Here is a 24,455-nt window from a genome sequence, read left to right on the forward strand (position 1 = left end):
ATGCTGCAGAATATCCCCACTCATGTCATTGCCGGTCCGTTGGGCGCCGGCAAGACCAGCCTGATCAAGCACCTGTTGGCCCAGCGCCCGGCAGGCGAGCGGTGGGCGGTATTGATCAACGAGTTTGGCCAGATCGGTCTCGACGCTGCGCTACTGACCCGGGACGCCGATGGTATCGCACTGGGTGAAGTGGCCGGGGGCTGCCTGTGTTGCGTCAACGGTGCACCCTTTCAGATTGGTCTTGGGCGTTTGTTGCGCAAGGCGCAACCGGATCGGCTGTTCATCGAGCCCTCGGGCTTGGGGCATCCGGCGCAGTTGCTCAGGCAATTGAGCGAGGCGCCGTGGCAAGGCGTGCTGGCTGTTCAGCCTTGTGTGCTGGTGCTGGACGCCCAGGCGCTCGTCGCTGGCAAACCGTTGCCGGATGCACAACAGCAAGCCCTGAGCCATGCAGGATTGTTGTTGCTGAACAAGTCCGAAGGTCTCGAGGAAGACAATCGCCAGCGAGTCGCCGCGCTATTGCCGCCGACCCCTCTGTACTGGACGCAACAGGCGGTTTTACCCTTGAGCGAGTTGCCGGGGCTGAATGCCAAAGCGTGGGCAGGTGTGGATAACTTCGTCGTGCCCAAGGGATTGGCGCAGTTGCCGGCGGTCTGGAGCGATCCCGCGTTGCCCATTTGTTTGAGTCAGGAACAGGACGATGGCTGGAGTATCGGATGGCGTTGGCACCCAAGCCAGGTATTGGATGCCACGTTGGTTGGCCGGTGGCTTGAAGGCCTTGGCTGGAGGCGGGCGAAGCTGGTTATCCACAGTGTCGACGGATGGATCTCGGCGAACGCGGTGGATAACTCGGTGCTGGACTGGCAGCCCAGCGAGTGGCGGCAGGATTCACGCATCGAGCTGATTTTCAGTGAACTCCAGGATGCAGAGCGATTGCAGCGTGAACTGGCAGCGTGCCGAGCCGAATCGGCTTAACGGCTCAAGGCCGCCACTTGGTATGTTCCTGACGCCACTGGCTCAGCTCGATCACTTCTGCGCGAGGCTTTACCACATCGACCACCGGTTCGGTTTCGTCGAACGGGACCGGGTAGGGCGCCAGTTCAATCTGTGCGCTGTGAGCGCCGAACTGGGTGATGGTGCCGTTGTGGCGGGTTTCGCCGGTCACGGTGAATTCGAAGTTATACACACGGGCCAGACGTCGCCGACCACTGGCATCCCTGATGAACGCGATTCTTTTCAACGCCACGTTGCCGTCCAGCAATTCGATCCCGAGCTTGGTGCAATGCTGCTTGACCCGCTCCAGCGCGCGCTCGCGCAAGCCGTGGTTGTGCCATAGCCATGCGCCGGCAGTGGCGAACAGCATCAGCACGAATATATTTCCAAGGGTCAGCATCAACAGGGTGCTCCAACAAGATAGTGTCAGCTTAACTGCGTCGCTGGTCTGTCGTACAGGCTGCGTTTAGTCGCATACTGCGCGGCTAGAATTTCAATCGTTTTACGGAAATCCACCGCATGAAACGTACACCGCATTTGCTCGCTATCCAGTCCCACGTGGTATTCGGTCACGCCGGCAACAGTGCCGCGGTTTTCCCGATGCAACGGGTCGGGGTGAATGTCTGGCCGCTCAACACCGTGCAGTTCTCCAATCACACCCAGTACGGTCAATGGGCCGGTGAAGTGCTGGCACCGCACCAGATACCTGAGCTGGTCGAGGGTATCGCGGCGATTGGCGAGCTGGGCAACTGCGATGCGGTGCTCTCCGGTTACCTCGGCAGTGCGGCCCAGGGCCGGGCGATCCTGACGGGTGTGACGCGGATCAAGTCGATGAATCCAAAGGCACTGTACCTGTGTGACCCGGTCATGGGGCATCCGGAAAAAGGTTGCAGTGTTCCGGCGGAAGTCAGTGATTTTCTGTTGGAGGAGGCCGCCGCCGTAGCGGACTTCATGTGCCCGAACCAGCTGGAGCTGGACAGTTTCTCCGGGCGCAAGCCGCAATCGCTGTTCGATTGCCTGGCCATGGCGCGTGCATTGCTGGCGCGCGGCCCGAAAGCGGTGCTGGTCAAGCATCTGGACTACCCAGGCAAGTCGGCAGAGGTCTTCGAGATGCTGCTGGTGACAGCCGAAGGCAGCTGGCATTTGCAGCGCCCGTTGCTGGCGTTCCCGCGTCAGCCGGTGGGCGTGGGCGATCTGACGTCCGGGCTGTTCCTGGCACGTGTGCTGTTGGGCGACAGCCTGGTGGCCGCGTTCGAGTTCGCGGCGTCGGCGGTGCATGAAGTGCTGCTGGAAACCCAGGCCTGTGCCAGCTACGAGTTGGAACTGGTTCGGGCTCAGGACCGGATTGCCCATCCGCGGGTGCGCTTCGAGGCGACCTCGATCAGCCTCTGATTGAGTGTTGAGCCCATTCGCGAGCAAGCCCACTCCCACATTTGATCTTTGGTGTTGCATAGATCCAGTGTGGGAGCGGGCTTGCTCGCGAAGGCTATCTAGAGAACACCGTCAACCTGACTGAACAAACTCAGGCGTCGCCCTTGATCTCCTGATAACGCTTTTCCAGTTCCTGGCGAATCTGCCGGCGCTGCTGGGCCTGGATGAAGCGGCGTTTGCTCTCGCTATTGTCCGGTTGCAGCGGCGGTACCTGGGCAGGTTTACGCTGGTCATCCACCGCGACCATGGTGAAGAAGCAGCTGTTGGTGTGACGCACCGAACGCTCGCGAATGTTCTCGGTCACCACTTTGATGCCCACCTCCATGGAGGTGTTGCCGGTGTAGTTGACCGAGGCGAGAAAGGTCACCAGTTCGCCGACATGGATCGGCTCACGGAAAATGACCTGGTCCACCGACAGGGTCACCACATAGCGGCCGGCATAACGGCTGGCGCAGGCGTAGGCCACTTCGTCGAGGTATTTGAGCAGGGTGCCACCGTGAACATTGCCAGAGAAGTTGGCCATGTCAGGGGTCATCAATACCGTCATCGACAGCTGGGCGTTTCCGGGTTCCATAGCATTCTCACGGGTCAAGGCCAGGTTTGAGGGATGCACCTCTGCGGGTGCCTCGGCGGTTTTTTCAAACCAACAGTTATCGGGACGCCGGGTGCGGAGTCGCCGTCACGCCGGATCGATCTGTTTCCATATATTGCACCGCCTTTCTACCAGAAGTCGCGGTGTTACCCTGCAAAAAGCCCGGACACAGGGACATTTCCTACGCGCAAAGCAGACTTTTGCTCGGCTTGATCAGACCATTCCTGCGTCTGTGAGTCGGGCAACTTCAATCAGGGAGCCGCTCGCCATGCATGCCATCAGTTTCATTCAGGATCTGGCAGTGATCATGTTGATCGCAGGTGTGGTGACGGTGGTTTTTCATCGCCTGAAACAACCGGTGGTGCTGGGCTACATCGTCGCCGGTTTCATCATTGGCCCGCACACCCCGCCGTTCGGCCTGATCCATGACGAAGAAACCATCAAGACCCTGGCCGAACTCGGGGTGATATTCCTGATGTTCTGCCTGGGCCTGGAGTTCAGCCTGCGCAAGTTGTTCAAGGTCGGTGCCACGGCCTTCATCGCGGCATTTCTGGAAATCGTGCTGATGATCTGGATCGGCTACGAGATCGGTCGCTGGTTTGACTGGAACACCATGGATTCACTGTTCCTCGGCGCGATCCTGGCGATTTCCTCAACCACCATCATCGTCAAGGCACTCAATGATCTGAAGTTGAAGAACGAGCGGTTCGCGCAGTTGATATTCGGTGTGCTGATCGTCGAAGACATTCTGGGCATCGGCATCATCGCGCTTCTGTCCAGCATCGCCGTCAGTGGTACGGTCAGCTCCGGCGAAGTGTTTTCTACAGTGGGCAAACTGTCGCTGTTCATGATCGTCGCATTGGTCATCGGCATTCTGATGGTGCCGCGGTTGCTGGCCTACGTGGCCAGGTTCGAGAGCAACGAAATGCTGCTGATTACCGTGTTGGGCCTGTGTTTCGGCTTCTGCCTGCTGGTGGTCAGGCTTGAATACAGCATGGTGCTCGGCGCGTTCCTGATTGGCGCGATCATGGCTGAATCCCGGCAACTGCTGAAAATCGAGCGCTTGATTGAACCGGTTCGAGATCTTTTCAGCGCGATTTTCTTTGTCGCCATCGGGCTGATGCTCGATCCGGCGATCCTGCTTCAGTATGCCTGGCCAATCGCCGTAATCACCGTAGCCGTGGTGCTCGGCAAGATGTTGTCCTGCGGCCTTGGGGCGTTTATCGCCGGTAATGACGGACGTACCTCGCTGCGGGTCGGGATGGGTCTTTCACAGATTGGCGAATTCTCTTTCATCATTGCTGCACTGGGCATGACGTTGCAGGTCACCAGTAACTTTTTATACCCGGTGGCTGTGGCGGTGTCGGTGATCACGACCTTGCTGACGCCTTATCTGATTCGTGCGGCTGATCCATTGTCGATCAAGCTCGCGAGCGTCATGCCGGAACGCCTGGGACGGGTGTTGGGGATGTACGGCGAGTGGCTGCGCAGCATCCAGCCTCAGGGCGAGGGGGCGTTGCTGGCGTCGATGATCAGAAGGATTTTGCTGCAGGTCGGGGTCAACCTGGCATTGGTGATCGCGATTTTCTTTTCGGGCGCGTACTTCGCCGAACGCATGTCGGCTTACGTGCAAGGCTGGATCAGCGACCCGAGCTGGCAGAAGGCATTGATCTGGGGTGGGGCGCTATTGTTGTCGCTGCCTTTTTTGATTGCGGCGTACCGCAAGCTCAAAGCCCTGTCGATGTTGCTGGCGGAAATGGGCGTCAAGCCAGAGATGGCCGGGCGCCACACGCAGCGAGTGCGCAGGGTGATCGCCGAAGTGATCCCGATCCTGTCGCTGCTGGTGATCTTTTTGCTGTTGGCAGCCTTGTCGGCCAGTATTCTGCCGACCAACAAGTTGCTGGTACTGATCGCCGTGGTCGCAGCCGCCGTGGCGGCACTACTGTGGCGCTGGTTCATTCGTGTGCATACGCGGATGCAGGTGGCGTTGCTGGAGACCCTCGACAATCACAAGGAGTCGTCCGGGCATTGACCACCCAGCGGCGTTGACGGGATCAGCTTTCCAGCCAGACATCCCGTGCCCAATGCCACACCGACTCCCAGGTTTCTTCGGCGATCAGCTCTTCTTCGGCCTGCCAAAGCACCACGGTGCCGTCTTCTTCGACGCAGTAGTAGTCGTCACCGTCCTGGCAGATCGGGATCAGGCTGCGATCGACGCCGGCGTCCCAGGCGTTGGCGGCAACGTCGGGCAGGTAGGTGTGGGATTGCGGGTCAGTCACGGTGACCGGCTCCAGGCTACCGTAGACCACGTCGCTGACGGTCAGCAGAAACTCTCTGAAGACAAACGGAATGTCGATGAACAGTTGTTCTTCGATTTCCACCAGCAGGTCTTCGTCAGGCAATTCCAAGGGGACCGGTACCGGTTCGTTGGCTTCACGCAGTTGTTCGATGATTTCTTCCACGTCCGGGATCCTCTTGCTTGTATGGCGCGGTTTATATGGGGCGGTTTATACAGTAGCTTGCTATAGATGCAACCGCGAAATAGAAAACCCCGGCCGAGGCCGGGGTTTTTATTGCAGCAGGTGAAACGTGGAGGGTGATCAGCCGTTCTGGCGGATACCGGCCACCAGCCAAGGCTGGTTTTCGCCCTGTGCACGTTCCATGTTCCAGCTTTCGCTGAAGACTTCGCCCTGGTCGAAACGCGAGGTTTTCGACACGCCGGTGAAGGTCAGGGTGGCAATGGTCTTGTCGGCGCGATCATCCACACCGTCCAGCTGTACATTGAGGTTATCAATGTAGGTGGACTGGAAACCGTCGCCCAGGTCGGCACGCTCACGCTTGAGGAACTCCAGCATTTGCGGGGTCACGAACTCGGCGATCTTGTCCATTTCGTTGGCGTCCCAGTGCTGCTGCAGGGACTGGAAGTGATTGCGCGCCGCTTCGACGAAGTTTCTTTCGTTGAACCAGGCTGGAGCGTTGATCACTGGGCGAGCGGCAACAGGCGCTGCCGAACCACCGAAGATCGAAGCGCCGGCAGGCTTCTGTTCGAACGCTTCACGTTGCATCGGCGCGTGGCCGGCCGGAGCGTAATGCTCCTGCTGCTTGCGACGACGGGCGGCGATAAAGCGGAACACCAGGAATGCGATGACAGCCATGATCAGGATGTCGAAGATCTGCATGCCCTGGAAGCCGTCGCCCATGAACATGGATGCCAGCAGGCCGCCGGCCGCGATACCGGCCAGAGGGCCGAGCCAGCGCGAAGCGCCACCGGCCTTGGCAGCGGCGCCAGCGGCACCGGCAGCACCAGCGGTCGCCGCAGCGCCGCCCATGCCTGGAGAAGAAGGAGCCATCTGGCTGGTCTGGTGCGTCGGCGCAGCGCCTGCGCTTTTGCCACCACCGAAGCGCTTGGCGGCATTGACGTCGAGACTCATCGTCAGGCCGATGCACAACGCCATGGCGATGCTAAGAAAACGTTTCATAAAGGGAATTCCCATTTGTGGAAGGCACGCGCGCCATGTTGCACAGCTGAAGTGTTACTGGCTAGCGGCAGAGTGTTTCGGGCTTTTGCCTGACAGGTTTCATTCAGCTTCAGTCAGTGCAATAGGGCCTTTTGACTTTGATCTGTCAGATGAGTGGATGAGTTTTGTAGGACGTTCGCCTAGCGACGTAATGCCAGCATGACGACTCCGGCCGTGATCAGACCGATTCCGCCCCATTGGCGCAGGTCGAGTTTTTCACCCAGCAGGACTACGCCAAGAACGGCCACCAGCACCACGCTGAGTTTATCTACCGGGGCAACCAGTGACGCCGGACCTACCTTGAGTGCACGGAAATAGCAGATCCACGACGCACCAGTGGCCAGGCCCGACAACAGCAGGAACAGGTAGCTCTTGGCCGAGATCGATCCCAATGACTGATATTGGCCCGTGGCGTACAAAATCAAGGCCAGGCTGACCAATACCACGATCGTCCGCAGCAGGGTGGCGAAGTCGGAATTGACGTTTTCGATGCCGACTTTCGCGAAAATGGCGGTCATCGCCGCGAATGCCGCCGATAACAGGGCCCAGAATGTCCAGGAGGAAAAGAAGCCTGAGCCCATATTTGTTCCCTTTCATTCACATAGGCCAACGCCTAACCCTGTGGGAGCGGGCTTGCTCGCGAAGGCAGCACCGCGGTTCATCAGAAACACCGCGTGATCGTTCTTCGCGAGCAAGCCCGCTCCCACATTAGACCTCTGGCGGTCTTTTAAATCGCTTCCAGCTTGGCGTAACCCAACATCAGCCACTTGCTGCCTTCGCTGAAGTTCACCTGCACCCGGGCCTGAGCACCGGCGCCCTCGAAGTTGAGGATCACGCCGTCACCGAAGATCGAATGGCGGACGGTCTGACCCAGACTGAAGCCGGTTTCCGGAATTTCGCTGCCGCTGAACAGGTTGCTGCCACTCATCGACTGGTTGCCACCAAACGGCCGGCTGACGCTGTTGGACAACCGCACTTCCTGAATGAGGCCTTTCGGCACTTCGCGTACGAAGCGTGACACCTTGTTGTAGGTCTCGCTGCCATAAAGGCGTCGGGTTTCAGCGTAGGTCATCACCAGGTTCTGCATCGCCCGGGTAATGCCGACGTAGGCCAGGCGACGTTCTTCCTCAAGGCGGCCGGGCTCTTCCAGGCTCATCTTGTGCGGAAACAGGCCTTCTTCCATGCCCACCAGGAACACGTAAGGGAATTCCAGGCCTTTGGCGCTGTGCAGGGTCATCAGTTGAATGCTGTCTTCGTGCTCGTCGGCCTGGGTATCGCCGGCCTCCAGCGACGCGTGACCGAGGAACGCGGCCAATGGCGTCAGGTCTTCGTCTTCTTCGCTGTTTTCGAAGTTGCGTGCGGCGCTGACCAGTTCCTCAAGGTTTTCCACCCGGGCCTGGCCTTTCTCGCCTTTTTCCGCTTCGTGATAGGCGATCAGACCCGACTGCTCGATGACGGTCTGGGTCATCAGGTGCAGCGGCATTTCCATGCATTTGGCAGCAAGGTTCTCGATCAGCTCGATAAACGCGCCAAGGGCGCCGGCCGCACGACCGGTCAGGCCTTTGTTGGCCACCAGTTGGCGCATCGCTTCCCACATCGACACATCGCTGTGGCGCGCATGGTCGCGGATCGCTTCGACGGTTTTCTCGCCGATGCCGCGGGCTGGCACGTTGATCACCCGTTCCAGCGCGGCGTCGTTGCCCCGTCCTTCGAGCAATCGCAGGTAAGCCATGGCGTTCTTGATTTCGGCGCGCTCGAAGAAGCGCTGGCCGCCATAGATGCGGTACGGAATGCGTTCACGCAGCAGCGCTTCTTCCAAAACCCGCGATTGGGCGTTGGAGCGGTAAAGAATCGCGATATCGCTGCGAGACAGGCCGGTTTTCAGCGCGCTTTCGATGGTTTCGACAACGTAACGTGCTTCGTCGTGTTCGTTGAAGGCGGCATACAGATTGATTGCCTCGCCGTCGCCACCGTCGGTCCACAACTCTTTGCCCAGGCGCCCGGTGTTGTTGGCGATCAAGGCGTTGGCTGCCTTCAGGATGCCGGCGGTGGAGCGGTAGTTCTGCTCCAGGCGAATGGTTTCGGCGTCCGGGAAGTCTTCGGAATACTGGTAGATGTTCTCGATTTTCGCGCCACGCCAGCCGTAGATCGACTGGTCGTCATCGCCCACCACCATCAGGCTGTCGCCACCCTTGGCCAGCAGGCGCAACCAGGCGTACTGCACGGCGTTGGTGTCCTGGAACTCGTCCACGAGGATGTGCCGGAAGCGCTTTTGATAGTGAGCGAGCAGGCCCGGGTGGTCGCGCCACAGATCGAGGGCGCGCAGCAACAGTTCGGAGAAGTCGATGACACCGGCGCGCAGGCATGCGGCCTCGTAGGCCTCATAGATGCCGCGCATGGTCGCCAGGAACAGATCGCCACTGGCTTGAATGTGTTGCGGGCGCAGACCTTCGTCTTTCTGCCCATTGATGAACCATTGGGCCTGACGGGCCGGCCAGCGTTGCTCGTCCAGGCCGAGTTCGCGGATCACCCGCTTGACCAGCCGTTGCTGGTCATCGCTGTCGAGGATCTGGAAAGTCTGGCTCAAGCCCGCTTCCTGCCAGTGCGCCCGCAGCAAGCGGTGCGCCAGGCCGTGGAAGGTGCCGACCCACATGCCGGCCGGGTTGATACCCATCAGTTGCTCGATGCGCTGGCGCATCTCGGCAGCAGCCTTGTTGGTGAAGGTCACCGACAGGATGGAGTGGGGCGAGGCGTTTTCAACCTGGATCAGCCAGGCGATACGGTGCACCAGCACTCGGGTTTTACCGGAACCAGCACCGGCCAGGACCAACTGACGACCCACGGGGGCCGCTACGGCCTGGCGTTGGGCATCGTTGAGGGAGTTCAGCAGAAGGGAGAGATCATCGCGCATCGGGGCATTCTAGGGGGCCGCGTCACACCGGGCAAACCCCGCTTCGCATTAACCGATGAAAGTTATGCGAGGGACGACCGGTCAGTCATCGGCTGCAGGCGTTGGCGGGGCGTGCCTTGAGCGTTTTCAGGGTGAGGCGGCAGCTGAAAAATTTGGCGATTTATTGATCAGCAGCAGTTTGGTCCGGGCAATTGCTTGTGTATGCTCCGAGCAGTTTCGGGCCCATGCTCATCATTATAAGAACAAGAACATCGCCTATGACCCTCAGCTTCGACCTGTCGGGCCCCACTGTGGAGCCCCGGGTTATCAGAAAGCAATACGCCATGGAAATGGCGGTCGAACGCACGCGCCTGTTGTATCAGGGATCGCTGCTGCCCACGTTGTTCATGCTGATCAATGGCTTGGTCTGTGCCGGGTTGCTCTGGAGTCCGCAGCGCTATTTCCTGGTCAGTGTCTGGTTGGTGTGGCTGTTGTCGTTAGTGGCATTGCGGGTGATTCAGGTCGCAGCCTTCGATTCGGCCATCCCCAATCGTCAAGCCCAGCCCATTTGGCGACGGATGTTTTTGCTGGGTTCCGGCCTCACCGGTCTGACCCTGGCCGGTGCCGGCATTGCCTTGGTTCCCGCCGATAACTTCATTCAGCAAGCCTGGGTCTTCGGCCTCATCGGCGCCGCAGCGCTCTCGGCCAGCGTGGCTTATGCCGTCAGTTTGCCGGCCTTTCTGTCTTTCACCTTGCCCTGTCTGCTGCCGGCCATCGCCTATATGTTTTGGGGCGGTGACGAACAGCAGCAGGGCTGGGGCTGGTTCGGGCTGATCCTGCTCGGTGCATTGAGTGTGGTGGCCTGGCAGGTCAATCGATTGATCGATCGGGGCTTGATGCGACGCTTTCAGAACCAGGCATTGATCGAGCATCTGCAGCAGGCGCAAAGCTGCAGTGACCAGCTCAATCAAAAGCTGGCCAAGGAGATCGAACAGCGTCGACGCGCCGAGAACGAATTGCGAGAGATCCAGGTCGACCTGGAAAACCGCGTCGCTCAGCGCAGCCTGGAGCTGGACGCCGCCAACCAGGCGCTGAGCAAGAGCGAAGCACGCCTGGCGCTGGCATTGAAGGCCAGCGAGTTGGGGTTGTGGGACTGGAATCTGCAAACCGACGAGGTCCATCACACACAGATTCAGGAATTGTTCGGCCTGGAGCCGGATCAGGTCACGGCAATTCTGCGTCACCTCAAGCCGCGTCTTCACCCCGAGGACCTTCCAGCGCTGAAAAGGGCGCTGGTCGAGCATCTGAAGGGCCGCACCGAGGACTATCAAATCGAGTATCGCGTGCGCCATGGCGATGGCCACTGGGTCTGGATCGAGGACCGTGGGCGGGCGGTCGAGCGTGCCGAAAACGGACGGGTTTTGCGCATGGTCGGCACTCGGCGCGACATCAGCGTCAGCAAAAACCTGGAAGAGCAGCGGCAACTGGCGGCGACCGTATTCGAGGCGGCCAGCGAAGGGATTGTGATTTTCGACCCGAACTATGTCCTGATCGCAATCAATCAAGCCTTCAGTCGGGTGACCGGCTATGCCATCGAAGACATGATCGGACGCAATGTCGTTGAGTTGCCCTGCAGTCGAGATGCGCGTCGGCATTACGCCGCGATCCATCAGGCGCTGGAGCAGCAAGGCAGCTGGCAGGGCGAATTGGTGGAAACCCGCAAGAACGGCGAGATGTATCCGCAGTGGCTGCAATTGAACGCCGTGCGCGATAACCGGGGAAATGTCAGCCATATCGTGGGCTTCTTCGCGGATCTTTCTGCCCGCCGGGAATCCGAAGAGCGAATGCGCTATCTGACCCATTACGACGAACTCACGGGGCTGGCCAACCGCGCGATGTTCCGCGAGCGCCTCAGCGAGGCTCATCAACGGGTACGACAAGGCGGTTATCGCAGCCTGGCCTTGCTGCACATCAATCTCGACCGGTTCAAGCAACTCAACGACAGTCTGGGGCATGAAGTCGCCGACCAGTTGTTGCAGAAAATGGCCCGGCGACTGGTGAATGCATTGCCTGAAGCAGACACCATCGCGCGTCTGTCCGGCGATGAGTTTGCCGTGCTGTTCAATGCCTACGGCAACCTTTCGAGCCTGGCGCGAGTGGCGACTCGTCTGGCGAGCAAGTTGCGTTTGCCGGTGACCATTGACGGGCATGAACTGGTGGTCAGTGCGTCGATGGGCATCAGTTTGTTGCCGGACAGTGCTCGGGAAATTTCCGCGTTGGTCAGTCAATCGAACATGGCCATGCAGCACGCAAAGCATTTGGGCGGCAACAACTTCCAGTTCTATACCGACAGCCTGCAAGCCAGCACGCTGGAGCGTTTGCAGCTGGAAAACCAGTTGCGCAAAGCCATCGAAGAGAAGCAGTTGAAGGTGTTCTACCAACCCAAGCTGTGCCTCGCCACGGGCAAGCTGAATGCTGCCGAGGCGCTGGTGCGTTGGGATCATCCGACCATGGGCCGTGTGCCGCCGGGGGATTTCATCGGCCTGGCTGAAGAAACCGGATTGATCGGCCCGATCGGTGAGTTCGTGCTGCGTCAGGCCTGCTGGCAAGCCTGTGAGTGGCAGCGGCAGGGGCTCGATGCGATTCGGGTGTCGGTCAATCTGTCGGTGCATCAATTGCGCCAGGGCAAGCTGGTCAGCCTGGTGCGCCAAGTGCTGGAGGAAACCGGGCTGGAGCCAGGCTACCTGGAGCTGGAACTCACCGAAAGCCAGTTGCTGGACAGCGTCGAACACATCATCGCAACCTTCCAGCAGCTGCGTGATCTCGGGGTGAAACTGGCGATTGATGATTTTGGCACCGGGTATTCGTCTTTGAGTTATCTCAAACGCATTCCTGTGGATTACGTGAAGATCGACCAGGCGTTCATCCGCGGACTGGGCGAGGGCACCGAAGATGCCGCGATCACACGGGCGATCATTGCCATGGCCCATGGCTTGTCGTTGAAGGTTGTCGCGGAAGGGGTGGAACACCAGGAGCAGCTTGAGTTTCTCAAGGCTGAGCGCTGCGATGAAGTGCAAGGTTATCTGATCAGTCGGCCGGTCGAAGCGCAGTTCCTGGCCGTTCTGCTGCGAGAGAATGGTGTGGATTGACCGAAATGGCTTCCCGTCAGGACTTGGCGGTCTGACGGGAAGTTTGCAGCGGGTGTTCTTAATCGGTGATCAGTATTTTATTAATGCAGGCCATTAATTTACCTTCGAAATAGATACTGACGCTAGTAACATTGGGAATGTCGGCAGACTTATACTCGACGATGGCTTGCGTTATAACTGTCAATCCAATTTGGTTGGGGTTAGCTTTCAGGTCAAGTCTTAAATCGCAAGGCTTGTCCTGAATTTCACTTCGTACCAGCGTTGGTATATTGGCCGTATTTCCTACGGTTATGGTGCCAAAGACCCGGAAAGAAGCCGCTCCTGGCATGCGGTCGATTTGGGCGGTCCAACGGATGTCGGCTAGATTATCAAGCATGGTATGTAACTCCTGTAATTAAGTTAATTGCGTCCTGCATGTTTAATATATTCAGCTTTACTCAGTTTGTGGGTGATGACGGTTGGCTTGTTTGTAATTTGATGTTTGTGGCGGGTTATTAATGAAGTAACTAATGGTGATGTTTGTAACGCGAGGCGCATTTTTGCCGCCACGCCAGAAGGCGAGCGTGGAGGAGCAACTGAAAAGCCGGCAATGAGCGCTACATGGAGCGCGCGTGCCCCAATGTCGAGGGATGTGGTTACGCATTGAGGAGGCAAAAAGCCGATTCATGTAGTATAACTACAAGCGTGCTACATCCCCGGCGCCTGCCAATAACAAAGAGTCCAGCCCTTTGAATCTGCTGCAACACATCGCCCAGTCTCGCCACCTGTTACGCAAGTCGGAGCTCAAGGTCGCCGACCACGTGCTGCTTGATCCTGCGGCCGTGATGCACAGCTCCATGGCCGACCTGGCCCACAGCGTGGGTATCAGCGAACCGACCATCGTGCGTTTTTGCCGTGCCATCGGATGTTCCGGCTTTCAGGACCTGAAACTGAAGCTGGCCCAGAGCCTGGCGGCAGGTGCGAGTTTTGGCCAGTTTGCGATCCACGAAGACGATTCGGTCGCCGACTACAGCCTGAAAATCTTCGACACCACCCTGCATACCCTGATGGAGGTTCGCGAGAAACTCGATCCGCTGGAGTTGCAGAGGGCTGTGACGCTGATGTCCCAGGCCCAGCGTGTCGAGTTCTATGGTTTTGGCGCCTCGGGTGCGGTCGCGGCGGATGCACAGCACAAATTCTTCCGCTTGCTGCTCACCGCAGCGGCGTACTCCGACCCGCACATGCAGGCGATGTCGGCCGTGACATTGAAGCCGACTGACGTGGCCATCTGCATTTCCCAGTCGGGTCGTTCCAAGGACCTGCTGATCACCGCCAACCTGGTGCGCGAAAGCGGCGCTTCGTTGATCACGTTGTGCCCAAGCCAGACACCATTGGCCGAGTTGTCGACGGTCAACCTGGCGATCGATGTGCACGAGGACACTGAAATCTACACGCCGCTGACTTCGCGCATTGCTCACCTGGTGGTGATCGATGTGCTGGCGATGGGCGTGGCCATGGCCCGCGGCCCGAGTCTGGTCAATCACCTCAAGAGCGTTAAGCGCAGTTTGCGCAGTTTGCGGTTGTCGCCCAAGTCGGTGAAAGCGCTGGACGACTGACGTCGTCGTAAGGTCGTTCCGACCTTAATCGCGAGCAGGCTCGCTCCCACAGGAGATCGCGGTCAAAGGTGGGAGCGAGCCTGCTCGCGATGGCGTCCTCGAATACGCCGCAATTTTCATCAGTCTGTAACACCCGAGCCGCCAAATCGTCATCCCTCGCGCCTATCTTGAAACTCCCGTACTCGCCTTGGGAGACTCGAAATGGCCATGCCCTACGAAGAACGCAACAGCGCTGTCAAAACCCGTCGTCAGCAGGAAGACCAGCGCCGCATGGAATTCCGTCGCGCTATCGAAGATCGCTGCGAACGCCGTCAGCTTCTCGCCGAAATTGGCGACTTTCCGGAGTTGGAACTCAACTTCTGGCAAGCATCTCCCTCGACTTCCCGTCGAAACGCTCAACCAGCGCGCTGATCTGGATCCGTTCGCTGCGGATAAACGCCAGGAAGGCGTGAGCCACCGGTGACAGGCGTTTCGCCTTGGCCTGCACCAGGCACCAACTGCGAAACAGTGGCAGCTCTTCGATGGGTAGCTCGATCAACCCACCGGTTGCCAGCTCAAGGTTCAGGGCGTGGCGCGTCAACAGCGCAACGCCCAGGCCTGCCAGTACGCATTCACGCTGAGCTTCGGCAGACGAGACCTCCTGGGTCTGGTTGAAGTGCACGCGCTTCTCTTTGAAGTATTCTTCGCACGCCAGCCGCGTCCCGGAGCCTGGCTCTCGCAGCAGCAGTGTGTAAGGCTCGAGATCCTGCAGGCGCAGCGGCCCCATATGGCACAGCGGGTGATCCGGTGGCGCCACGGCAACGATCGGGTTGTTCAGGAACGGCAGGAACTCCAGGCCCATGTCCTGAGGCACCATGGACATGATCACCAGGTCGTCGCGGTTGTCCGACAGACGCCGAATCACCTGGCCGCGATTGACCACCGTCAGTTGCAGGTTCACCTCCGGGTGCTGGCGTTTGAATGCGGCAAACAGATGCGGCACGAAATATTTGGCGCTGGATTCCACCGCCAGTTTCAGTTGCCCCTGCAACGAGCCCTGCATGTCCGACAGCTGCATGTCGAGGTTTTCCAGGCGTCCGAAAATGTCCCGGCTGGCTCGCTGTAACGCTTCAGCGGCTTCGGTCATGTAGAGCTTTTTGCCGACGTAATCGAACAAAGGCTGGCCAATCAGCTCTTCGAGCTGACGAATCTGCAGGCTGACGGCAGGTTGTGTGAGCGACATTTCGTCGGCCGCGCGGCTGTAAGAGCGCAAATCACAGACCTCATTGAAGATCTGCAATTGCCGCAAAGTCATACGCATCAATGACTTACGCATTATCCGGTCACTCTCGTCGCTGGCTGGTGAATCAACTATAAGTCTTTACTTATGCGCGACCCAATTTTTATTCATTTTTGTTAATCCCTTGTGGGCGCTAGTGTGGGCCTGCGACCAAATTGAAACATTTGGTCACGCGTCGACCTGGGTCTAGCAGGTCGTGGGTACCACCGGCCTCAAGGGAAACTCCAAGTGATAACAAAGATCCTGATCGCCAACCGTGGTGAGATTGCCGTACGAATCGTACGTGCCTGTGCCGAAATGGGCATTCGCTCGGTCGCGATCTATTCCGACGCCGACCGCCATGCCCTGCATGTGAAGCGTGCAGACGAGGCCCACAGCATCGGTGCCGAACCGCTGGCCGGTTACCTGAACCCGCGCAAGCTGGTGAACCTGGCTGTGGAAACCGGTTGTGATGCGTTGCACCCCGGTTATGGCTTCCTTTCGGAAAACGCCGAACTGGCGGAAATCTGCGCTGAGCGCGGGATCAAATTCATTGGTCCATCGGCTGAAGTCATTCGCCGCATGGGCGACAAGACCGAAGCGCGCCGCAGCATGATCAAGGCCGGCGTACCGGTTACCCCGGGCACCGAAGGCAATGTGTCGGGCATCGAGGAAGCCCTGACCGAAGGCGATCGCATTGGCTACCCGGTGATGCTCAAGGCCACATCCGGTGGCGGTGGGCGTGGTATTCGTCGCTGCAACAGCCGTGAAGAACTCGAACAGGCTTTCCCTCGGGTCATTTCCGAAGCCACCAAGGCTTTTGGTTCGGCGGAAGTGTTCCTGGAAAAATGCATCGTCAATCCCAAGCACATCGAAGCGCAGATCCTTGGCGACAGCTTCGGCAACGTGGTGCACCTGTTCGAGCGTGACTGCTCGATCCAGCGGCGCAACCAGAAGCTGATCGAGATCGCCCCGAGCCCGCAACTGACCCCGGAACAGCGCGCCTACATCGGCGACCTGTCGGTGCGTGCTGCCAAGGCCGTGGGCTACGAGAACGCCGGCACCGTGGAGTTCCTGCTCGCCGAGGGCGAGGTGTACTTCATGGAGATGAACACCCGGGTGCAGGTGGAACACACCATCACCGAAGAAATCACCGGCATCGACATTGTCCGCGAGCAGATTCGCATTGCCTCCGGCCTGCCGCTTTCGGTGAAGCAGGAAGACATCCAGCACCGTGGTTTCGCCCTGCAATTCCGGATCAACGCCGAAGACCCGAAGAACAACTTCCTGCCGAGCTTCGGCAAGATCACCCGTTACTACGCACCCGGCGGCCCCGGCGTGCGTACCGACACGGCGATCTACACCGGCTACACCATTCCGCCGTTCTACGACTCCATGTGTCTGAAACTGGTGGTGTGGGCGCTGACCTGGGAAGAGGCGATGGACCGTGGTCTGCGCGCCCTCGATGACATGCGTCTGCAAGGGGTCAAGACCACTGCCGCGTACTACCAGGAAATCCTGCGTAACCCGGAATTCCGTAGCGGCCAGTTCAATACCAGCTTCGTTGAAAGCCACCCAGAACTGACCAACTACTCGATCAAGCGCAAACCCGAAGAGCTGGCCCTGGCCATCGCCGCCGCCATCGCCGCCCACGCAGGCCTGTGAGGAATAGAACAATGAGCAAACAAATCCACGTTACCGACACGATCCTGCGCGACGCCCACCAATCGCTGCTCGCCACCCGCATGCGCACCGAAGACATGCTGCCGATCTGCGACAAGCTCGACAAAGTCGGCTACTGGTCGCTGGAATGCTGGGGCGGCGCGACCTTCGACGCCTGCGTACGTTTCCTCAAGGAAGACCCGTGGGAGCGTCTGCGCCAACTGCGCGCGGCGCTGCCTAACACCCGCCTGCAAATGCTGTTGCGCGGCCAGAACCTGCTGGGCTACCGCCACTACAGCGACGACGTGGTCAAAGCGTTCGTCGCCAAGGCTGCGGTCAACGGCATCGACGTGTTCCGCATCTTCGACGCCATGAACGACGTGCGTAACCTGCGCGTGGCCATCGAAGCGGTGAAAGCCGCCGGCAAACACGCCCAGGGTACCATCGCCTACACCACCAGCCCGGTGCACACCATCGAGGCCTTCGTGAACCAGGCCAAGCAAATGGAAGCCATGGGTTGCGACTCGGTGGCGATCAAGGACATGGCCGGTTTGCTGACCCCATACGCCACCGGCGAACTGGTCAAGGCACTGAAAGCCGAGCAATCGCTGCCCGTGTTCATTCACTCGCACGACACCGCTGGCCTGGCCGCGATGTGCCAGATGAAGGCCATCGAAAACGGCGCTGACCACATCGACACCGCGATCTCCAGCTTCGCCTGGGGCACCAGCCACCCGGGCACCGAGTCGATGGTCGCCGCCCTTAAAGGCAGCGAATTCGACACCGGGCTGAACCTGGAACTGCTGCAAGAGATCGGCCTGTACTTCTACGCCGTGCGCAAGAAGTACCACCAGTTCGAAAGCGAATTCACCGCCGTCGACACCCGTGTGCAAGTCAACCAGGTACCGGGCGGGATGATTTCCAACCTGGCCAACCAGTTGAAAGAGCAGGGCGCGCTGAATCGCATGAGCGAAGTGCTGGCCGAAATCCCGCGCGTTCGCGAAGACCTCGGCTTCCCGCCGCTGGTGACCCCGACCTCGCAGATCGTCGGCACCCAGGCGTTCTTCAACGTGCTGGCCGGCGAGCGCTACAAGACCATCACCAACGAAGTGAAGCTGTACCTGCAAGGCGGCTACGGCAAGGCGCCGGGCACCGTCAACGAACAACTGCGTCGCCAGGCCATTGGCAGCGAAGAAGTGATCGACGTGCGTCCAGCCGATCTGCTCAAGCCGGAAATGGCCAAGCTACGCGCCGATATCGGTGCTCTGGCCAAGTCTGAAGAAGACGTGCTGACCTTCGCCATGTTCCCGGACATCGGTCGCAAGTTCCTCGAAGAGCGCGCGGCTGGAACCCTGACACCTGAAGTGCTGTTGCCGATTCCGGAAGCCGGCAAAGTGGCCTCGGCGGGCGGTGAAGGCGTGCCGACCGAGTTCGTCATCGACGTTCACGGCGAAACCTACCGCGTCGACATCACCGGTGTTGGCGTCAAGGCTGAAGGCAAGCGTCACTTCTACCTGTCCATCGACGGCATGCCGGAAGAAGTGGTGTTCGAGCCGCTCAACGAATTCGTCGGCGGCGGCAGCAGCAAGCGCAAGCAAGCCACTGCTCCGGGCCATGTCAGCACCACCATGCCGGGCAATATCGTCGATGTGCTGGTCAAAGAGGGCGACACCGTCAAGGCGGGCCAGGCCGTGCTGATCACCGAAGCGATGAAGATGGAAACCGAAGTCCAGGCGGCCATCGCCGGTAAAGTCACCGCCATTCACGTGGCCAAGGGCGACCGGGTGAACCCGGGCGAGATCCTGATCGAGATCGAAGGCTGAGATAACAGCCTCGATACAACGCTTTAAACCTCGGGGGGGCATGTGCTCCCCTTTTTTTATGCTCTGGATTTGGCGATCAGACGCTCATCCCCTGTTGTCGCGGCCGACGTTTCCGGCATCGTCCGTAAAGCAATTTCTGATTTTGTGGCTTTCGAACTATTGGTTCGGCGTGATCTGCATTGTTTTGCGTTTTTTTGCCACGCAAGTGGTTAGATCTGCATTTTAATACACATGGCCACTGTGCCTGCGCTCTTTGTGTGCACTATATTGCATTCATCGCGATAATCAGCCATGAGAATATGCATTTAAATGCAGGTGGTGACGACATGTACGATCTGACTTTACAGATCTATTGGGCAGGAAACTGGCACGACGCCATGATTTTGAGCTTCGACAGCCCTGAAAAAGGCTTCGAAAGTCGCTGCAATTTTGGCTACCAGCAAACGTATCTTTTTGAAAATTACGAAGATATTGGAACGCCGTTCGCCAAGGCAGTGAGCGCGAGATTCCCTTTGGATTGGGATGGCAGACGATCCAATGCGCCAGCGTTTGTACATGATGTTGCACCCGCAGGTGCAGCCAAAAGGTTCCTTTTGGCGCATATAGGCAAAGACAAGCCTGCGGACGTAAGTGCAGACCTTTACCTGCTGGCCAGAAGCACGCCGGCGCCGATCGGAAATATGCGGGTCAAGGCGTCTGCCGAAGCAGTGGATCAGCGTGAGCCGATTGGTTTTGAGCGCCAGGACGTCATCAGTCGCAATAATCGATTTCTTGAGTATGCCTACGAGCAGGGGGCTGCCATTGGTGGCGCAACAGGTGCAGGTGGCGAGGCTCCGAAGCTTTTGTTGGCTCAGAACAAGGCCGGGCTACTGTACCCGGATGCAGTACTTGGGGACGCCGACGTCACTCAACACTGGTTTGTGAAGTTCGCCCGCAACAAAGGGCTGGAAACTGATCAGGTAATCCTCAGAAGCGAGTATCACTACTACAGGGCGCTCCAGAGTCTGGGGATTGAGACTGTGGCCGTCGAGGGGCTTGCACTGGAAGAAGCGACCAAACCCAGCTTGTGGATGCAGCGTTTTGACCGTCAAGTGACCGACCAAGGCGTCGAGCGCTTTGCCGTGGAGTCAATTTACTCGCTGGCAAACATTACGACGCCGGGTAGTGCTTTGGACCACATGGACGTTATCCGCTTGTTGGCAGGACTTTGGCGTGAGGCGGGGCAGACGGATCAAATTCCGGATCTCGTTGCCGATTATCTTCGTCGGGATCTGATCAACAAAATCCTTGGCAACTCGGATAACCACGGACGCAATACCGCAATCATCCGTGATGACGCCTCGTTTCGTCTTGCACCCATTTATGATTTAGCGCCCATGGTGATGGACGACGAAGGTGTGACACGGACCACCAAGTGGCCAAAAGAACTGGAGAGAGCGGGTGACGTTGATTGGCGCGGGGTGTGCCGTACATTGGCCGACATCGCTGATCCGGATGATCCATTAGCCGCTTTGAGTGACGTGCAGGATTCATTTGAGCGCCTGCGTGAAGATGCAACTCGCCTGATGGCACTCCCCGATATTCTCTCGGCCAGCGGTTTGCCTGGACAGACAATGAATCACCCACAAATTGCATTGAAAAATCTGGAACAACGTTTGAAAGAATGGGGCTTGAAATGAGCATGACCGTTGCAGAACGCACAGTGCTCATAGAAAGCATTCAAGAGGCTTTGGCTCAGGGCACTCTTGAAGTTGGCGAAGCGGTTCGCCGTTTGCGAGTCGAAGTCACCGGTTTGCACCAGACCCAATTCGCCAAAATGTGCAAAATCTCGGTGCGCACGTTGGTGCACATTGAACATGGAGAAGGGAATCAGACGCTGAAGTCTTTGAACGCAGTGTTCCGTCCGTTTGGACTGAAAATGGGTGTGGTGCGGATTCGACGGGATATCAGTTAAAACTGCTCTGATCGCACATCCTGATTCGGCTTGATAAAGCGGCGTATTGAAGATCAAAGGGTCGCAGCCTTCGTTGCTCCTACAGGATGTACACCGACCCTGTAGGAGTTGCCGAAGGCTGCGATCCTTTGCTTTTGATGCTTTTAGCCGCGGCACTCAACGAGGCTTTTCAACTGCCCCGACCCCGTCTGGTTCTCATCACTCAACCAACGCTCGAATCCAGACCCAATCGCCGGCCATTCCGAATCCAGGATCGAGTACCACGCCGTATCACGGTTCTGCCCCTTGACCACCATATGCTGGCGAAACACGCCCTCAAAACTGAAACCCAAACGCTCAGCCGCATATTTGGAGCGCGCGTTGGCGTTGTTGCATTTCCATTCCAGGCGACGGTAGCCGAGGGCGAAGGATTCCTTGGCCAGCAGGTAAACCGCCTCGGTGCTTTTCGGTGAGCGTTGCATCGGTGCGCCGAAGGTGACGTGGCCGATTTCGATACGGCCTTGGGCCGGGACGATGGACATCAGGCTGAGGATGCCCTGGACCTCGCCGCTGGCGCGATCGATCACGCTGAAGAAGTACGGGTCGCTATTGGCCGCGTGGTTGTTCAGCCAGTCATTGAAGGCACTGCGCTCCGGGAAGGGGCCGTATGGCAGATAGTCCCAAAGCTTCGGGTCGGCGCCCGGGCCTTGGAGCGCTTTGAACAGGTCGTCGCCGTGGCGCGCCGGGTCGAGTTTTTCCAGGCGGATGAAGCGTCCTTCGATCAGTTGCGTCGTGGGGGCCGGGACGCCTTTCCAGTTGGCGAGTGAAGTCGACATGTTGTTCTCCTTGAACCTTAAATGGCTTTGCGAAACTGGATGAAACCGGGGCGTTCGGCGATGCGCTCGTAGAGCTGGATCGCGGTGGCGTTGGTTTCGTGGGTCAGCCAGTGCACCTTGTTGCAGCCGTCGGCCTTGGCCGTGGCGTAGACGAACTCGATCAGTTGCCGGCCGACACCGGTGCCTCGGGTTTCCGGGACCACCAGCAAGTCTTGCAGGTAGCAGGCGTTTTCGATGGCCCAGTTCGAACGATGGTAGATGAAATGCACCATGCCCACGGCTTTGTTGTCAGCCCAGGCGAGGGCGGCGTATGTCGGTTCGTTCGGGTCGAGCATGCGCTGCCAGGTGCTGTGAGTGACGGCCTCCGGCAATTCGGTTTTGTAGAAGCGCAGGTAGGCCTGCCAAAGCGGCAGCCACGCCGCGTGATCACCGGCGGTGACTTGGCGAATGTCGATTTGACTCATGGTGATTTCCTTAGCGCATCAATTGGGCGAGGGTCTGGTCGTTGACGTCGGGGCTGGCGGCCAGGCCTTCGCGTACGCCGGCGATGTCGGCGGGGCTGCGGTTCTGGCTGAGCTTGCGCTTGCCTTCCAGACGGTCGATGGGAATGGCGAAACCGACGATGGCCTTGAGCATCCCGTCGATGTAATCGGCGGGGGCATCGGCCACTGACCACGGTTGGGCGCGGCCAGCTTCATGACGGTCGGTGAGGGTGCTGACGATGTCGAGCAGCCGCCCGCCATCGCTAAAGGTTTCGGCTCGGCCATAGGCGTGTACGGCGACGTAGTTCCAGGTTGGCACGACTTTGCCGTGTTCGGCCTTACTCGGGTAGAAGCCGGGGCTGACGTAGGCGTCGGCACCGGCAAAAATCAGCAGGGCTTCGGCACCGTCGCGCAGGTCTTTCCACTGTGGGTTGGCCTTGGCCAGATGCCCGTACAACGTGCCGTTCAAGCCTTGTTCGCAATGCAGCAGCACCGGCACATGACTGGCCTGCAGGCCGCTCTCACCGTGGGTCACCAATATGGCGAGACGGGTGGCGAGGATCAGTTCATGCAGTTGGGAGAGCTCGTCGATGGCAAAAGCGCGTGGCGTGTACATGGAGATATTTCCCTTGGCGAATGTCTTCATCCTAGGCAGGCTATTGGTCTGTTGTAAGAGCCATTAATGACCAATTTCATGGGTCCATTGTCATGACGGATGTGCCGCTTTCCTTGTCTTTCAACCCGGCCGGTATCGAACTCGACCGTCGCCAGGGGTTGAGTCGCCAGCTCTATCAGGCCTTGCGCCTGCGCGTCCTCGACGGACGATTGGCCAGTGGAACGCGTCTGCCGGCCAGTCGTGACCTGGCCGCAGCGCTGGCGATTTCCCGTAACAGCGTGGTTCGTGCCTACGATCAGTTGTACGCCGAAGGCTTCATTGAGGGACGAGTCGGGGACGGCACTTATGTTGCGCAACTGCCTCAGGCGGCGTTGCCGGCAAAAAAACTATCCACAAAAGTATCCACAGGCTTTTCAACAGGGTTATCAACAACCTTATCCACAAATTGGCTGGATTTACCTGTGGATCCATCCAGCAAAGTTATCCACAACGATCCGTTGGCCAGGGTGAAAAACAACCATTTACCCAGTCCGCCGAGCGGTCCGCCCCGGGCATTTCGGGTCGGTGTTCCGGCGTTCGACCTGTTTCCATTCGAGGTCTGGGCCAAGCTGAATGCGGCTTTCTGGCGCAAACCGGATTTGCAGCAACTGTGCTACGGCGACCCGGCTGGCGATGCGCGCTTGCGCGGGATGATTGCTGCGTATTTACGCAGTTCCCGTGGCATGCAGTGCACGGCTGAACAAATTGTGATCACCAGTGGCGCGCAGCAGGGAATCAGCCTTTGTGCACAGCTGCTGGTGGAGCCCGGTGATGGTATAGCGATTGAAAATCCCGGGTATCGGGCGGCCGGTCATGCGTTCGCCGTGGCAGGTGCGAAGTTGCATGGGGTGGCGGTGGATGGCGAGGGCATCGACTGCGCTGAACTGGCACAGCTGCGTGATTGCCGTTTGACCTACGTCACCCCGTCCCATCAGTACCCCACCGGGGTGGTGATGAGCCTGGCTCGACGTCTGGAGCTGCTGGCCTGGGCCGAGCGCACCCAGGGCTGGATCGTCGAGGATGACTACGACGGCGAGTACCGCTACAGCGGGGCGCCGCTGGCGCCTTTGGCGGCACTGGATCGGCAAGGCCGGGTGCTCTACGTCGGCACGTTCGGCAAAGTGGCGTTTCCGGCGTTGCGCCTGGGTTACCTGGTGTTGCCGACGGAGCTGGTGCAGGCCTTTGCCCAACGCCGTGCCGTGGACGTACGCCATTCCGAGGTCAGTACCCAGGCGGTGATGGCCGAGTTCATGGCGGCCGGGCATTTCCAGCGGCATATCCGCCGCATGCGCCGTGCGGCGTTGAGTCGCCGTAATGCATTGCTCAATGGCTGGCCGGCGGAGATTCCCGGCGTCGGACCATTACCCACCGTCGCCGCCGGGCTGCACATGACCGTGCCGGTCGATAGTGTGGCGCGCGAACGTGAATTGATGGAGTTGGCGCAAAGTGTCGATGTCGAGATCAACGGCTTGAGCAGTTATTGGTTGCCCGACTCCACGACACCGATGGATCAGCGAGCGGGGCTGGTGCTGGGCTTCGCCGCCGTGCCCGAAAAAGCGATCGAGTCGGCGCTGGAGCGATTGCGCAGCGTGTGGAAGGTTCGCTGATGCGGGCGGCTTTTCAGGCCGCCCGCCAGGCTGT

At 59.0% G+C, this 24,455-nt stretch carries 22 protein-coding genes; 11 read left to right on the forward strand and 11 right to left on the reverse strand.

The genetic code is table 11. From position 1 onward, the window contains the following. A complete protein-coding gene (locus tag KW841_RS00780) occupies window positions 1-972 on the forward strand; it encodes a GTP-binding protein (RefSeq protein ID WP_218473038.1) in 972 nt (323 codons plus the stop codon). Between the two features lie 4 nt (window positions 973-976). On the opposite strand, the gene KW841_RS00785 is transcribed toward KW841_RS00780, so the two are convergent. Beyond that, on the reverse strand, window positions 977-1,390 hold the full coding sequence (locus KW841_RS00785) for a DUF3301 domain-containing protein (protein ID WP_007971681.1): 414 nt from the start codon (window positions 1,388-1,390) through the stop codon (window positions 977-979). A 119-nt stretch (window positions 1,391-1,509) separates the two neighbouring features. Between KW841_RS00785 and pdxY the strand changes: the two genes are divergently transcribed. Beyond that, window positions 1,510-2,382: a pyridoxal kinase PdxY gene (gene pdxY / locus KW841_RS00790; protein ID WP_126048365.1), complete on the forward strand. Its 873-nt coding sequence runs from the start codon at window positions 1,510-1,512 to the stop codon at window positions 2,380-2,382. Between the two features lie 130 nt (window positions 2,383-2,512). Here the strand turns inward: pdxY and KW841_RS00795 are convergent, their stop codons facing one another. After that, window positions 2,513-2,995, reverse strand: coding sequence for an acyl-CoA thioesterase (locus KW841_RS00795; protein WP_007971685.1), 483 nt, complete (start codon window positions 2,993-2,995; stop codon window positions 2,513-2,515). 286 nt (window positions 2,996-3,281) lie between these two features. On the opposite strand from KW841_RS00795, the gene KW841_RS00800 reads away from it, so the two are divergent. Then, entirely contained in the window at window positions 3,282-5,045 is a 1,764-nt protein-coding gene (locus KW841_RS00800) for a cation:proton antiporter (RefSeq protein ID WP_218473039.1), read from the forward strand. A gap of 22 nt (window positions 5,046-5,067) precedes the next feature. Here the strand turns inward: KW841_RS00800 and KW841_RS00805 are convergent, their stop codons facing one another. From KW841_RS00805 to uvrD, 4 genes are all read right to left on the reverse strand, one after another. Continuing rightward, entirely contained in the window at window positions 5,068-5,475 is a 408-nt protein-coding gene (locus tag KW841_RS00805) for an SMI1/KNR4 family protein (RefSeq protein WP_003187120.1), read from the reverse strand. 138 nt (window positions 5,476-5,613) lie between these two features. Continuing rightward, a complete protein-coding gene (locus KW841_RS00810) occupies window positions 5,614-6,492 on the reverse strand; it encodes a Tim44 domain-containing protein (protein WP_218473040.1) in 879 nt (292 codons plus the stop codon). Between the two features lie 179 nt (window positions 6,493-6,671). After that, the gene (locus KW841_RS00815) at window positions 6,672-7,112 is read right to left on the reverse strand and encodes an EamA family transporter (protein WP_007971691.1); all 441 of its coding nucleotides are present in this window, start codon (window positions 7,110-7,112) and stop codon (window positions 6,672-6,674) included. Between the two features lie 146 nt (window positions 7,113-7,258). Further along, window positions 7,259-9,442 carry a DNA helicase II gene (uvrD, locus tag KW841_RS00820; protein ID WP_007971693.1) on the reverse strand — a complete coding sequence of 728 codons (2,184 nt, stop codon included), beginning with the start codon at window positions 9,440-9,442 and terminating at the stop codon, window positions 7,259-7,261. A gap of 257 nt (window positions 9,443-9,699) precedes the next feature. On the opposite strand from uvrD, the gene KW841_RS00825 reads away from it, so the two are divergent. Further along, window positions 9,700-12,570 carry an EAL domain-containing protein gene (locus tag KW841_RS00825; protein ID WP_218473041.1) on the forward strand — a complete coding sequence of 957 codons (2,871 nt, stop codon included), beginning with the start codon at window positions 9,700-9,702 and terminating at the stop codon, window positions 12,568-12,570. A 58-nt stretch (window positions 12,571-12,628) separates the two neighbouring features. Here the strand turns inward: KW841_RS00825 and KW841_RS00830 are convergent, their stop codons facing one another. Then, a complete protein-coding gene (locus KW841_RS00830; RefSeq protein ID WP_218473042.1) occupies window positions 12,629-12,946 on the reverse strand; it encodes a hypothetical protein in 318 nt (105 codons plus the stop codon). A gap of 352 nt (window positions 12,947-13,298) precedes the next feature. Here KW841_RS00830 and hexR point away from each other — a divergent pair, with 352 nt between their 5' ends. Then, complete coding sequence (gene hexR, locus KW841_RS00835) at window positions 13,299-14,165, forward strand: transcriptional regulator HexR (protein ID WP_007954250.1); 867 nt, start codon at window positions 13,299-13,301, stop codon at window positions 14,163-14,165. 201 nt (window positions 14,166-14,366) lie between these two features. After that, on the forward strand, window positions 14,367-14,576 hold the full coding sequence (locus KW841_RS00840) for a PA3496 family putative envelope integrity protein (RefSeq protein ID WP_007971698.1): 210 nt from the start codon (window positions 14,367-14,369) through the stop codon (window positions 14,574-14,576). Here the strand turns inward: KW841_RS00840 and KW841_RS00845 are convergent. After that, complete coding sequence (locus tag KW841_RS00845) at window positions 14,518-15,480, reverse strand: LysR family transcriptional regulator (RefSeq protein ID WP_218473044.1); 963 nt, start codon at window positions 15,478-15,480, stop codon at window positions 14,518-14,520. The genes KW841_RS00840 and KW841_RS00845 overlap by 59 nt on opposite strands. A 192-nt stretch (window positions 15,481-15,672) precedes the next feature. Here KW841_RS00845 and KW841_RS00850 point away from each other — a divergent pair, with 192 nt between their 5' ends. The 4 genes from KW841_RS00850 (at window position 15,673) to KW841_RS00865 (ending at window position 20,862) form a co-directional block, all read left to right on the forward strand. Then, a complete protein-coding gene (locus tag KW841_RS00850) occupies window positions 15,673-17,088 on the forward strand; it encodes an acetyl-CoA carboxylase biotin carboxylase subunit (RefSeq protein WP_007971702.1) in 1,416 nt (471 codons plus the stop codon). 11 nt (window positions 17,089-17,099) lie between these two features. Then, entirely contained in the window at window positions 17,100-18,908 is a 1,809-nt protein-coding gene (gene oadA, locus KW841_RS00855; protein WP_015097410.1) for a sodium-extruding oxaloacetate decarboxylase subunit alpha, read from the forward strand. A 326-nt stretch (window positions 18,909-19,234) separates the two neighbouring features. Next, entirely contained in the window at window positions 19,235-20,587 is a 1,353-nt protein-coding gene (locus tag KW841_RS00860; protein WP_218473047.1) for a HipA domain-containing protein, read from the forward strand. Continuing rightward, window positions 20,584-20,862: a helix-turn-helix domain-containing protein gene (locus KW841_RS00865; RefSeq protein WP_218473049.1), complete on the forward strand. Its 279-nt coding sequence runs from the start codon at window positions 20,584-20,586 to the stop codon at window positions 20,860-20,862. The genes KW841_RS00860 and KW841_RS00865 overlap by 4 nt, the downstream gene beginning before the upstream one ends. A 143-nt stretch (window positions 20,863-21,005) precedes the next feature. Here the strand turns inward: KW841_RS00865 and KW841_RS00870 are convergent, their stop codons facing one another. The 3 genes from KW841_RS00870 to KW841_RS00880 are packed head-to-tail and all read right to left on the reverse strand — an operon-like array spanning window position 21,006 to window position 22,775. Continuing rightward, on the reverse strand, window positions 21,006-21,677 hold the full coding sequence (locus tag KW841_RS00870; protein WP_218473052.1) for a GNAT family N-acetyltransferase: 672 nt from the start codon (window positions 21,675-21,677) through the stop codon (window positions 21,006-21,008). Between the two features lie 17 nt (window positions 21,678-21,694). Continuing rightward, the gene (locus KW841_RS00875) at window positions 21,695-22,141 is read right to left on the reverse strand and encodes a GNAT family N-acetyltransferase (protein ID WP_218473054.1); all 447 of its coding nucleotides are present in this window, start codon (window positions 22,139-22,141) and stop codon (window positions 21,695-21,697) included. 10 nt (window positions 22,142-22,151) lie between these two features. Next, window positions 22,152-22,775 (reverse strand): FMN-binding negative transcriptional regulator, encoded by a 624-nt coding sequence (locus tag KW841_RS00880; RefSeq protein WP_007971713.1) that lies wholly within the window; start codon window positions 22,773-22,775, stop codon window positions 22,152-22,154. Window positions 22,776-22,867: 92 nt separating this feature from the next. Here KW841_RS00880 and KW841_RS00885 point away from each other — a divergent pair, with 92 nt between their 5' ends. Then, on the forward strand, window positions 22,868-24,421 hold the full coding sequence (locus KW841_RS00885; protein WP_218473056.1) for a PLP-dependent aminotransferase family protein: 1,554 nt from the start codon (window positions 22,868-22,870) through the stop codon (window positions 24,419-24,421). Window positions 24,422-24,455: the final 34 nt, after the last annotated feature.

Source organism: Pseudomonas sp. PDM28, from assembly GCF_019219115.1.
GTDB lineage: Bacteria > Pseudomonadota > Gammaproteobacteria > Pseudomonadales > Pseudomonadaceae > Aquipseudomonas > Aquipseudomonas laurylsulfatiphila.